This is a genomic window from Modestobacter caceresii (genome assembly GCF_000761485.1).
GTDB lineage: Bacteria > Actinomycetota > Actinomycetes > Mycobacteriales > Geodermatophilaceae > Modestobacter > Modestobacter caceresii.
In genome coordinates this window covers 11,302-22,871 of the sequence record NZ_JPMX01000014.1, presented here as the reverse complement: position 1 = coordinate 22,871, position 11,570 = coordinate 11,302, and the positions used below count along the sequence as shown (strand labels likewise).

Below are 11,570 nucleotides of genomic sequence, written 5' to 3'. Positions count from 1 at the left end.
GAGCACGGCAGCCGGAGTGTCTGGCTCGCCCCCGCATCTCGACGACGCCGGGGCTCACAGTGGCGGGACCGCGCCGGGTTCGCACCGGCTTCCTCGCGCACTGCCGTGATGTGCCGGAGACGCTACCGGGCTGCCGATGCCCGGGGCTCGGGCAGCACCGGCCCGGCCGCGGCCGGCAGACCCGGCGGAGGCCCCTCCCCGTCCGACAGGTCGTCGAGCTCCCGGAGCGGGCGCATCACCAGCACGGAGAGGCCGGCGAAGACGACGGCGCCGACGAAGACGGCGAAGGCCGCGCGCAGCCCGGTGGTGTCGACGAGCACGCCGGCCGCCAGGTAGCCGGCCGGCCCCGCGGCGTACGCGCCGGAGGCGACGATCCCGAGCACCCGCCCGCGCAGGTGCGTGGGCACCCGGCGCTGGAAGGCCAGGTTGACCAGCGGGTTGATCGGGCCGAACAGCAGCCCGGCGAGCGCGCCGCAGCCGAGCAGGACCGGGTAGGGCGGCAGGGCCACGAACGGCACGAGCGCGACCGACGCCCCCACGGTGGCGACCCGGAGCACGACGCTGCGGGGCAGCCGGTGGCCCAGCGCACCCTGCAGCAGGCTCCCGAGCACCCAGCCGCCGCTCATCACCAGGAGCAGCAGGCCGAGCCGGCCGGGGGCGCCCTGCTCCTCGAACAGCACCGGCAGCAGCACCGCCGAGATCGGCAGGTAGGTCGCCGAGACCAGGACGGCGACCAGGGCGGCGCACCGCACGAGGCGGTCGCGGCGGAGCACGCCGATCCCCTCGGCGGTGTCGGTGAGGACGCGCCGGACCGCGCTGCCGGAGGACTCCGTGCGGGGCTCCGGCTGCCCGCCGCCGGGGACCCGGACGAAGGCCACGACGAGGACCGACAGCGCGAAGGCGACCGCCGTGGCCCACAGCGCCGGGACCGCGCCGACCAGCCCGATCAGCACGCCGCCGACCGCCGGCCCGATGAAGAACGCCGACCCCCACACCGCCTCGTGGACGCCGTTGACCCGGGAGAGCGGGAGTCGGGCGGCCGCGGCGGCCTCGGGGAGCATCGCCTCGCGCGCGGTCACGCCGGCCGGGTCGAGCAGGGCCCCGAGGGCGGCCAGCGCGACCACCGCACCCAGCCCCAGCCCGCCCGTCGCCAGCTCCAGCAGCGGGATCGCGGCGACCGCGGCCGCGGAGACCACGTCGGAGACCACCGACACCCGCCGCCGGCCGACCCGGTCGACGACGACGCCGGCGAGCACCGCGGTGAGCACCAGCGGCAGCGCCGTCCCCGCGGCGACGAGGCCGGCGCCCGCCGCGCCGCCGCCGCGCTCCAGGACGAGCCACGGCAGGACGACGGCGGTGACCCCGTTGGCCGTGCCGGAGAGCAGGGTCGCCGCCTCGACCGCGAGCAGCGGCAGCCGCCGGGGCGGGTCCACCGCCGTCCGGTCGGCCGGGACCGTGGTCACCGGAGCGGCGCGGCTCGCAACCACCGCACGCCGAGCACCACCCCGACCAGGGTGACGCCGCACCACAGGGCCGCCGAGGCGACGTACCCGACGAGCGCCGCCGTGGCGAGCGCGGCGGAGGCGGTGAGGAAGGAGGCGAGCAGCGGGACCGTGGTGAGCGTGGTGAAGTCGGTGCCCGCCGTGGCCGGGCGGGAGAGGTCCATGCTCACCGTGTAGACCACCACGTTCAGCGCGGTGTACGCGACGAGGAAGCCGCTGAGCGCCACCACCGTGCCGGTGAGCGGCGCCGACCCGAGGAGCAGCGGGACCAGCCCGGCCGTCGACAGCGCCAGGGCGACGCCACCGCCGACGAGCACCGCGGCCCGGCCCCAGCGGCGGACCAGCCACCCCGCGAGCGGGCCGGCCAGCGCCGCGGGCACGCTGACGACGACGCCGGTGACCACGCCGATGCGGGTGAGGGACCACCCGGCGTCCACCAGCGCCGCGCTGGGCAGGGCGTACACCCCGGCCGCGCCGCCGTAGACGAGCGGCACGACGCCCAGCGCCCAGACCGGCACGCCGGGACGGCGGAACACCCCGATCAACGCACCCCACGCCGCGCTCCCGGGCACCCGGGGGTCGCGCTCCGGCTCACGGAACCGGAGCACGACCACGAGCGCGACCAGGGTGAGGGCGGCGAGCAGCAGCACGGCCGCGGTCCACCCGGCGCGGTCGTACACCAGGACGCAGAGTCCACCGCCGAGCACGGTGCCGACGTAGCTGGCACCCACCTGGACCCCGTTGCCGAGGCCGCGGTCCTCCGGACGCAGCAGCCGGACGGCGAGGGCGTCGGCGGCCACGTCCTGGGTCGCCGACAGCAGCACGTAGACGGCGCAGACGACCACGAGCGGGCCGAGCGAGGCGCCCGGGTCGTCGAAGGGCAGCAGCGCCAGCAGCGCCAGGACCATCGCGCTCTGCAGGGCGAGCAGCCAGGAGCGGTGGTGCCCGAGCCGCCGGGACCCGTACCGGTCCAGCAGCGGCGCCCAGAGCAGCTTGAGCGGCCAGGCGAGGCCCAGCAGCGAGACGAGCGAGAGGTCGGCGAGGGAGACGCCGTCGGCCCGCAGGATCGCGACCAGCCCGACGGTGAGGAAGCCGATGCCGACGTACTGGGTGACCCAGAGGGTGGTGAGCAGGGCCCACGGCGGCCGGCCCACCGCCACCGGGGACGTCTCGGCGACGGCGGGTGCGGACGGCGCGGTCACGTCGCGCGCCAGTAGGCGAGGGAGGACACGCGGTCTTTGGCCACGCCGAGGTCACGGCGCAGGTGCTTGGTCAGCGCCCGGGCGGCGGCGGCCTCGCAGGCCACCCAGAACCAGTCCTGCGCCGGGTCGGCTGCCGCGTCCCCCGCCCAGGCGCCCGTCACGGCGGCCTGCAGCGCCTGCCCGGGGGCGGCGCCGTCGCGGTCGACCCACACCACCTCGTGCCCGGCCCGGGCGCGCACGGGGAGGTCGCGGTCGGCCGGGTGCCCGGCCTCCAGCCAGACCCGCGCGGGCGTCGTCGGGTGGGCGTCGAGCAGCGAGTTCACCGCCGGCAGGGACGCCGGGTCACCGACGAGGTGCACCACCCGGGTCGCCGGGGGTGGCTCGGCCTCGCGTGTGCCCTGCACCGTCGCCTCGATGGTGCCGCCGGGCTGCACCGCGACGGACCAGTGCGCGGCCGGACCGTCGTGCAGGGCGAACTCGAGGTCGAAGGTGCCCGCCGCCGGGTCCGGATCGACGAGCGTGTACGCCCGCTGGTGGGCGCGCCCCTCGTGTTCGAACCACAGCCGGACCCACATCGCCGGATGCGGCGGGCAGGCGGCGAGCAGCCCGCCGTCGGAGACCCGGACCCGCTGGTACTGCTCGCCGACCTGCTCGCTCCCGCGCACGGTGAGGACGAAGTCCTTACCGCGCAGCGCCTTGAGGACCACGCCCTCCCAGCCGTGCTGCATCGCTCGTCCCTCTCGCCGTCACCCCCGGCAGGACCCCCGCGCACCGGGTCCGAGCCCCGTGTACCGTCCGCCGTGTTTAGGGGAGGCTAACCTACGGAAGGGCTCGTTCGTGACGGAGCACACGCCGACCGCACACCTGTTCTCGGGCGAGACGGTCGACCACTACGCCGCGGTCGTCACCGCGGCGCTCGGCGCGCTCACCGACCGCGTGCGGGTGGTCCGCCGCCCCCGCTCGGGCGTGCCGCAGCAGGACCTCGAGGAGCTCGTGGCCGGGGTCGACCTCGAGGCCCCGCTCGGCGACACGTTCTCCGCCCTCAAGGAGACCTCCCGGATCTACCTCGAGCACGCGGTGTGGTTCCACGAGCCCGGCTACGTGGCCCACCTCAACTGCCCGGTCGCGATCCCGGCCCTGGCGGCGGACCTGCTCGCCTCCGCGGTCAACACCTCGGTCGACACCTACGACCAGTCGACGACGGCCACCCTGATGGAGCGCCGGCTCGTCGCCTGGGCCGCCGGCCGTGCCGGCCTGGGCCCCGCTGCGGACGGCGTGTTCACCAGCGGCGGCACCCAGTCCAACCTGCACGCGCTGCTGCTGGCCCGGGACGAGGCGCTCGCCGCGCTGCCGGGCGGCGTGCTGCCCCCGGGTGCGCGGCTGCGGGTGCTGGCCACCGACCAGGCCCACTTCAGCGTCGGCAAGGCCGCACGCCTGCTCGGGCTCGGCACCGACGCGGTGCTCACGGTGCCGACCGACGAGCGGCACCGGATGGACCCCGCCGCGCTGCGTCAGGTCGCCGCCCGGGTCCGGGACGCCGGCGACGTCGTCATGGCGGTGTCCGTCACCGCCGGCACCACCGACCTCGGCCGGATCGACCCGCTCCCCGCGGTGGCCGACGTCTGCACGGAGGTCGGCGCGTGGCTGCACGTCGACGCCGCGTACGGCGGCGGGCTGCTGGCGTCCCGCCGCCGCCGGCACCTGCTCGACGGCATCGAACGCGCCGACTCGGTGACCGTGGACTTCCACAAGACCTTCTTCCAGCCGGTGGCGTCCTCGGCGGTGCTGGTCCGCGACGGCGCGACGCTGCGGCACGTCACCCACCACGCGGCGTACCTCAACCCGCGCGGTGAGCGCGCGCCGAACCAGGTCGACCGGAGCCTGCAGACCACCCGGCGCTTCGACGCGCTCAAGCTGTGGGTGACGCTGCGCGCCATGGGGGCCGACGCGATCGGCGAGGCCTTCGACACCTGCCTGGACCTCGCCGTGCAGGTCCACGAGGACCTCTGCGCCGCCCCGGACATCGAGGTGCACAGCGCACCGTCGCTGAGCACCGTCCTGTTCCGGCACCGGCCCATCGGCCCCGACGGCCCGCTCGACCCGGCCGCCGCCGACCTGCTCGTCGCCGGCATCCGCGAGCGGTTGTTCGACGAGGGGGAGGCGGTCGTCGCCCGCACCGTCGTCGACGGGCGCCCGTGGCTGAAGCTGACCCTGCTGAACCCGGCGACCACCCGGGCGGACGTCCGCGCGGTGGTCGACCTGGTCCGGGCGGCCGGCGAGGACCTGGTCGCGGAGTCCGCGGTGACCCCCGCGGCGGCGCTGGTGCTGGCCGGCGGGCAGGCCCCGGCATGAGCACCGACCCCGTGCACGACTTCGTCGCCGTCGGCATCGGGCCGTTCAACCTCGGCCTGGCCGCGCTCACCGCCCCGGTGCCCGACCTGTCCGGCGTCTTCCTCGACGAGCACGAGGAGTTCTCCTGGCACCCCGGGATGATGATCGAGGGCACCACCCTCCAGGTCCCGTTCCTCGCCGACCTGGTGACCATGGCCGACCCGACGTCGCCGTACTCCTTCCTGGCGCACCTCAAGGCGACCGGCCGGCTCTACCCCTTCTACATCCGCGAGGACTTCCACCCGCTGCGCGCGGAGTACGACGCCTACTGCCGCTGGGTCGCCGAGCGGGTGCCCGGGCTGCGATGGGGCCGGCGCGTCGAGCGGGTCGAGCACGACGCCGCCGCCGGGGTCTACCGGGTGCACGCCCGCGACGTCCGCTCGGGTGAGCCGGAGGTGCACCTGGGCCGGCGGCTGGTCCTCGGCGTCGGGACGGCGCCGTGGGTCCCCGAGCCGGTGCGGGAGCTCCCCGGCCCGGCCTGGCACTCCTCGGCCTACCTGGAGCACAAGGAGGAGCTGCAGACCCTCGGGCACGTGACGGTCGTGGGCAGCGGGCAGAGCGCCGCGGAGGTGTACCTCGACCTGCTCACCGACGCCGACCGGCTCGGGTACCGCGTCGACTGGCTCACCCGCTCCCCCCGGTTCTTCCCCATGGAGTACACGAAGCTGACCCTGGAGATGACCTCGCCGGAGTACGCCCGGTACCACCACGCCCTGCCGATGGGGCGCCGCGACGCCCTCGCCCGCGAGCAGCGCCACCTCTACAAGGGCATCAGCGGCACCCTCGTGGACGCCATCTACGACACCCTCTACCGCACCGGACGACGCGGCGCGGTGCCCTCGTCGCTGCACACCGGCGTCGAGGTGGTCGGCGCCCACTGGGACGCCGAGCAGCGGCGCTACGAGCTGCGGCTGCACCACGCCGAGCAGGGGCGCACGGTCAGCCGGTCGACGCGGGGGCTCGTCCTCGCCACCGGCTACCGGTCCCGGGTGCCGGCGTTCCTGGACCCGATCCGCGACCGGATCCGGTGGGACGCGCACGGCCGGTACGACGTGGCGCTGGACTACGCGGTGGACACCACCGGCCGGGAGGTCTTCGTGCAGAACGCCGAGGAGCACACCCACAGCCTCACCGCGCCCGACCTCGGCATGGGCCCCTACCGGAACTCGGTGATCCTCAACGCGATGTGCGGCCGGGAGGTCTACCCGGTCGAGCAGCACATCGCCTACCAGGAGTTCGGGGTCGAGCTCGAGGACGCCGAGGACGCCGACGCGCTGCCCGACGAGGCGGGGCTGACGGCGACCGGGGCCCTGCGATGAGCGCCGCCCCCGCCGCGCCCCCCTGGTCGGTCCGCACGACCGTCGGGGTGCTGACCCTGGAACCGCTGGACGTCGACCGCGACCTGGACCTGCTGCACTCCTGGGTCACCCACCCGCGCTCGGTCTACTGGCTCATGCAGGGCGCCGAGCCGGCAGCGGTGCGGACCGCCTACGCCGCGATCACCGCCGACCCGCACCACGACGCGTGGCTGGGCCGGGTCGACGGGACCCCGGCGTTCCTCGCCGAGACCTACGACCCCCGCCACCGGGAGCTGGTCGGCGTCTGGGCGGCCGAGCCCGGCGACGTCGGGATGCACGTCCTCGTCGCACCGCCGGCCGAGGGGGCCCCACCCGTCCGCGGGCTGACCTCGGCCGTGATGGCGGCGGTCGTGCGCTTCGCCCTGGACCGCCCGGGCGCGCGCCGGGTGGTCGTCGAGCCGGACGCGCGCAACGCGGCGATCCGGGCGAAGAACCGGGCGGCGGGCTTCGTCGAGCACGGCCTGGTCGACCTGGGGCACAAGACCGCGGCACTGAGCACCTGCACCCCGGCGTCCTTCGCGGCGAGCGAGCTGGGCCGGGTGCTGGCATGACCGCGTCCACGACCGAGCGGGACGAGCTGTCGGCGGACGCCGTCCCGCTCGGCGCCGAGCACCTCGAGCCGGTGGCGATGGCCCGGGCGCACCGGCACGTCGTCACCAAGGCGCTGTCGGAGTTCGGCCACGAGCGACTCGTCACCCCCGAGGCGGACGGCGGGCCGGCCGACGGCCTGGGCCGGACCTGGTGGTCGCTGCGCACCGCCGCGGACGTCCGGTACCGGTTCGCCGCGCGGGTGCTGCCGCTGGAGCACTGGGACGTGGACCCGGCGTCGGTGTCCCGCACCGTAGATGGCGTCGACGCACCGCTGGACGCGCTGGCGCTGGTCGACGAGCTGCAGCACGACCTCGGCATCCCCGACCAGCTGCTGGGCACCTACCTGGAGGAGGTCAGCGCGACCCTCGCCGGTGCGGCGTGGAAGCTGCACCACCGCCGCACCGACGCCCGGGAGCTGGCCCGCGCCGACCTGCAGACCGTCGAGCGGTCGATGACCGAGGGGCACCCGGCGTTCGTGGCCAACAACGGGCGCATCGGCTTCGGGCTGGCCGACGCCGCCGCCTACGCCCCCGAGGCCGGAGCCCCGATCCGGCTGGTCTGGCTGGCGGCGCGCCGGGAGCACACCCACCTCGTCTGCGGGGAGGGCGTCGACGAGCAGCAGCTCTACGCCGGGCAGCTCGGCGAGGAGCTGCTCGCGCGGTTCGCCGACCGGCTGCGGTCGCTGGGGCTGGACCCGGACGACTTCAGCTACCTGCCGATGCACCCCTGGCAGTGGGACCACCGGCTGGCGGTCACCTTCGCCGCCGACGTCGGCCGGCGCGACCTCGTGCCGGTGGGGCACAGCGAGGACCGCTACCAGGCCCAGCAGTCGATCCGGACGTTCTTCGACCTCGACCGCCCCGACCGGCACTACGTCAAGACGGCGCTGGCGATCCAGAACATGGGCTTCCTGCGCGGGCTCTCACCGGCCTACATGCGGGCGACCCCGGCGATCAACGACTGGGTCGCCGAGGTCGTCACCGGTGACCCCGAGCTGGTGGCCAGCGGGTTCGGGGTGCTGCGCGAGCTCGCGTCGGTCGGCTACACCGGCGACGCCTACCACCGGATGGCCGCCCGCGGGCTGCGCTCGCCGTACCAGCGGATGGTCGCGGCGCTGTGGCGGGAGAGCCCGGTGCCGCGGCTGGCGCCGGACGAGCGGGCGATGACCATGGCCGCGCTGCTGCACCGGGACACCGAGGGCCGCTCGCTGGTGGGCGGTCTCGTCGCCGACTCGGGGCTGGACCCGCGCACCTGGCTGCGGCGCTACCTCGACGCCTACCTCCGCCCCGTCGTGCACTGCCTGCTCGCCCAGGACCTCGCCTTCATGCCGCACGGGGAGAACGTCATCCTCGTGCTGCGCGACTCGGTGCCGACCCGGGTCCTGATGAAGGACGTCGGGGAGGAGGTCGCCGTCTTCGGTGACCGGCCGCTGCCATCCGGCGTCGAGCGGGTGCGGGTCGCGTACGACGACGACGTGCGCCTGCTGTCGGTCTTCACCGACGTCTTCGACGGGTTCCTGCGCTACCTCGCCGGCGTGCTGGACGCCGACGGGCTGCTACCCGCCGACGAGGTCTGGCGCTGCGTCGCCGACTGCCTGCTGGCGCACCGGGACGCCCACCCCGACCTGCACCGGCGCTTCGACCTCTTCACCCCGGAGTTCCAGCACTCCTGCCTGAACCGGCTGCAGCTGCGGAACACGCTCCAGATGGTCGACCTGGCCGACCAGGCGTCCTCCCTGCAGTACGCCGGCACGCTGGCCAACCCGGTCGCCCCGCACGCACCGGCTCGGCACGCACCGGCCCCGCCCCGGTGACCGCCCCGGCCGGGGTGACCCGTGACCCGTGGGGCGTGCCGACGGTGCGGGCCGGGTCGATCGACGACCTCGCCTGGGCGCAGGGCCGGGTCACCGCCGTCGACCGCGCGTGGCAGCTGGAGGTCGAGCGCTGGCGCAGCGAGGCGACGCTGGCCGCGCACGTCGGCGCGGCCGGGCTGTCCTGGGACACCTTCGCCGCCCGCGCCCGACTGGACGACACCGCCCGCCGCTGCCACGACGCGCTGGACCCGGCGACCCGGCGGTGGGTCGCCGCCTACGTGGCGGGCGTGCGCGACGGCCTGGCCGAGGGCGCCGCGCGGTCACCGGAGCTGCAGGCGCTCGGCCTGCCCCGGGGCGGGCACGGCGGCTGGCAGCCGTGGACCCCGCTGGGGGTCTTCCTGGTCCACCACGTCCTGTTCGGGTCCCTGGGGACGACGGTCTGGCGTGGGCACCTGCTGCGGTCCTTCGGGTCGCGGCTCGGGCCCGACCTCGCCACCGCGCTCGGGCTGGGCCCACCCGACGGCAGCAACGCGGTCGCGGTGACCGGGTCCCGGACGGCGTCCGGACTCCCCCTGGTCGCCGGCGACCCGCACCGGGTGCTGGAGCGCCCCGGCGTCTACCAGCAGGTGCACCTGGTGGTGGACGGGCCCGGGGCCCTCGACGTGGTCGGGCTCGCCTTCCCCGGCGTCCCCGGCGTCGCCCACTTCGGCCACACCGGCTCGGCGGCCTGGGCGGTGACGAACGCGATGGCCGTCCACCAGGACCTCTACCGGGAACGGCTGCGCCGCGACGGTGACCGGCTGCTGGCCCTCGGGCCGGACGGCTGGGAGCCGGCCGACACCGCGACGGTCCGGCTGGCCGTCCGCGACGGCGAGCCGGTGACCGTGGAGACCGTGGAGACCGCCCGCGGACCGGTCGTCGTGCCGTCCTGGTCCGGCGGTGCGGAGCCCGAGGCGCTGAGCCTGCGCGCGCCCAGCCGGGTGGACACCGCGCTCGGGTTCGAGGCGCTGCCGCGGCTGCTGCAGGCGCGCACGGCCCGGGACGTCGAGGCCGCCCTCGCCTCCTGGGTCGAGCCGGTGAACAGCGTGCTGGTCGCCGACACCACCGGCGACGTGCGCCAGCTGGTCGCCGGCCGCGTGCCCGACCGGGCGGCCGGCAACCGCTGGCACCCGGTCCCGGCCTGGGACCACGCGCACGCCTGGCGCGGCTCCTGCCCTCCCCCCGCCGGGCTGCGGGTCACCGACGGCGCGCCCTGGGACGGCGTCGCGGTGACCGCCAACGACGCGCGCCCGGACGTCGTCCCGTACGGCACGGTCTTCGCCCCACCGAACCGCGCCGCCCGGCTGCGGGCCCTCGTCGGCGACCGCACCGGCCTGCGGGCCGGGGACCTCGCCGAGCTGCTGGTCGACACGGCCTCCCCCGCCACCGGGCTGCTCGACGTCCTCCGCCGGAGCGCAGCACCCGCGACCGGCACCCCCGCCGCCCGGCTGCACGCGGAGCTGTTGTCCTGGGACCGCCGGATGGCCGCCGACAGCCGCGGCGCCGGGGCCTTCGCCGCCTGGCGGAGCGCCCTGGTGCGGCGCGTCCTGGACCTCCCGCTGTTGGCACCGCTGCACCACCCGGCCGGCGTCCCGGAGGTGCTGGCGCCGTGGCTGTCCCCCGTGGAGCGGGTCGGGACGGCGCTGGAGCGGCTGCTCGACGTCCTCCCCCGGCACGGCGTCGACGTCGACGCGCTGGTCCACGACGCCCTCGCCGACGCCGCGACCACACCTGCGCCGGCCTGGGGGTCGACGCACCGGCTGCGGACCGTGCACTCCCTCGACGGCACCGGCTGGGAGGAGACCGTCGTCCGGCCCGCCGACGGGCTGCCGCTGCACGGCGACACCAACTGCGTCCTGGCGACCGCGAGCCTGCCCGGGCTCACCGACCTGTGCCTGCGCGGACCGGTGGCCCGCTACGTCTGGGACCTCGCCGACCGCGACGCCAGCCGCTGGGTGGTCCCGCTGGGCGCCGACGGTGTGCCCGGCCCGCACGCCGAGGACCAGACCCCGCTCTGGGCCCGTGGCTCCCTGATCCCCGTCCCATCCGCCCGACCTGAGGAAATCCCGTGACCGATGCCCGCCTCGCCGAGGGCACCCACCCCTTCGGGGACGGCCGCACCCTCGAGGTGCGCCGGCTCGACCCCGACCGCGACGCCCCGCTGGTGCACTCGTGGGTGCGGGAGGAGCGCGCCCGGTTCTGGGGGATGACCGACCACACCGAGGAGCAGGTGCGCGACATCTACGCCTACGTGGACTCGCTGGACACCCACCACGCCTGGCTGGTGTCCGTGGCGGGCCGTCCGGTGGGGCTGCTGCAGACCTACCAGCCGGCCGCCGACCCGGTGGGCGAGGTGTACGACGTGGAGCCCGGCGACCTCGGCATCCACGTGCTGCTGGCCCCCGCCACGACCCCGGAGCCGGGGTTCACCCTCCGGCTCGCCGCCGCCCTCGGGGCGGTCGCGCTCGCGGACCCGACCGTGCGGCGCGTCGTCGTCGAGCCCGACGCGGCGAACGAGGGCGCCCTGGAGCGGCTGCGCCGGACGGGCTTCGAGCTCGGTCCCGAGGTGGAGCTGCCGACCAAGCGCGCGCGGCTGGCGTTCCTGCGCCGGGAGGTCCTCGAGGCGATGCTGGCCGCGGTCGCACCCGGGCACCAGCCGACGTCCTGACGGCCG

At 76.3% G+C, this 11,570-nt stretch carries 9 protein-coding genes and 1 riboswitch; of the genes, 6 read left to right on the top strand and 3 right to left on the bottom strand.

All coding sequences use genetic code 11. The features are described 5' to 3' along the window. Positions 1 to 14: 14 nt before the first annotated feature. Positions 15 to 95, bottom strand: a riboswitch (cobalamin riboswitch). 27 nt (positions 96 to 122) lie between these two features. From IN07_RS04780 to IN07_RS04770, 3 genes are read right to left on the bottom strand one after another with little or no spacing between them, the layout of a single operon-like run. Then, positions 123 to 1,463, bottom strand: a complete 1,341-nt coding sequence (locus IN07_RS04780; RefSeq protein WP_231557994.1) for an MFS transporter — start codon at positions 1,461 to 1,463, stop codon at positions 123 to 125. Beyond that, the gene (locus tag IN07_RS04775; RefSeq protein WP_036333994.1) at positions 1,460 to 2,704 is read right to left on the bottom strand and encodes an MFS transporter; all 1,245 of its coding nucleotides are present in this window, start codon (positions 2,702 to 2,704) and stop codon (positions 1,460 to 1,462) included. Before IN07_RS04775 ends, IN07_RS04780 begins: the two co-directional genes overlap by 4 nt. Continuing rightward, positions 2,701 to 3,432: a siderophore-interacting protein gene (locus tag IN07_RS04770; RefSeq protein ID WP_036333993.1), complete on the bottom strand. Its 732-nt coding sequence runs from the start codon at positions 3,430 to 3,432 to the stop codon at positions 2,701 to 2,703. Before IN07_RS04770 ends, IN07_RS04775 begins: the two co-directional genes overlap by 4 nt. A 109-nt stretch (positions 3,433 to 3,541) precedes the next feature. Here IN07_RS04770 and IN07_RS04765 point away from each other — a divergent pair, with 109 nt between their 5' ends. Genes IN07_RS04765 through IN07_RS04740 form a run of 6 tightly spaced genes read left to right on the top strand, consistent with a single transcriptional unit; the run spans position 3,542 to position 11,564 of the window. Further along, positions 3,542 to 5,056: a pyridoxal phosphate-dependent decarboxylase family protein gene (locus IN07_RS04765; protein WP_064972363.1), complete on the top strand. Its 1,515-nt coding sequence runs from the start codon at positions 3,542 to 3,544 to the stop codon at positions 5,054 to 5,056. Beyond that, positions 5,053 to 6,414, top strand: a complete 1,362-nt coding sequence (locus IN07_RS04760; protein ID WP_036333992.1) for a lysine N(6)-hydroxylase/L-ornithine N(5)-oxygenase family protein — start codon at positions 5,053 to 5,055, stop codon at positions 6,412 to 6,414. Before IN07_RS04765 ends, IN07_RS04760 begins: the two co-directional genes overlap by 4 nt. After that, positions 6,411 to 7,004: a GNAT family N-acetyltransferase gene (locus IN07_RS25085; protein ID WP_052090819.1), complete on the top strand. Its 594-nt coding sequence runs from the start codon at positions 6,411 to 6,413 to the stop codon at positions 7,002 to 7,004. The genes IN07_RS04760 and IN07_RS25085 overlap by 4 nt, the downstream gene beginning before the upstream one ends. After that, positions 7,001 to 8,857 carry an IucA/IucC family protein gene (locus IN07_RS04750; RefSeq protein ID WP_052090818.1) on the top strand — a complete coding sequence of 619 codons (1,857 nt, stop codon included), beginning with the start codon at positions 7,001 to 7,003 and terminating at the stop codon, positions 8,855 to 8,857. The genes IN07_RS25085 and IN07_RS04750 overlap by 4 nt, the downstream gene beginning before the upstream one ends. Beyond that, positions 8,854 to 10,968: a penicillin acylase family protein gene (locus tag IN07_RS04745; protein WP_197058357.1), complete on the top strand. Its 2,115-nt coding sequence runs from the start codon at positions 8,854 to 8,856 to the stop codon at positions 10,966 to 10,968. Before IN07_RS04750 ends, IN07_RS04745 begins: the two co-directional genes overlap by 4 nt. Next, complete coding sequence (locus IN07_RS04740) at positions 10,965 to 11,564, top strand: GNAT family N-acetyltransferase (RefSeq protein WP_052090816.1); 600 nt, start codon at positions 10,965 to 10,967, stop codon at positions 11,562 to 11,564. Before IN07_RS04745 ends, IN07_RS04740 begins: the two co-directional genes overlap by 4 nt. The last annotated feature ends 6 nt before the right edge of the window (positions 11,565 to 11,570 follow it).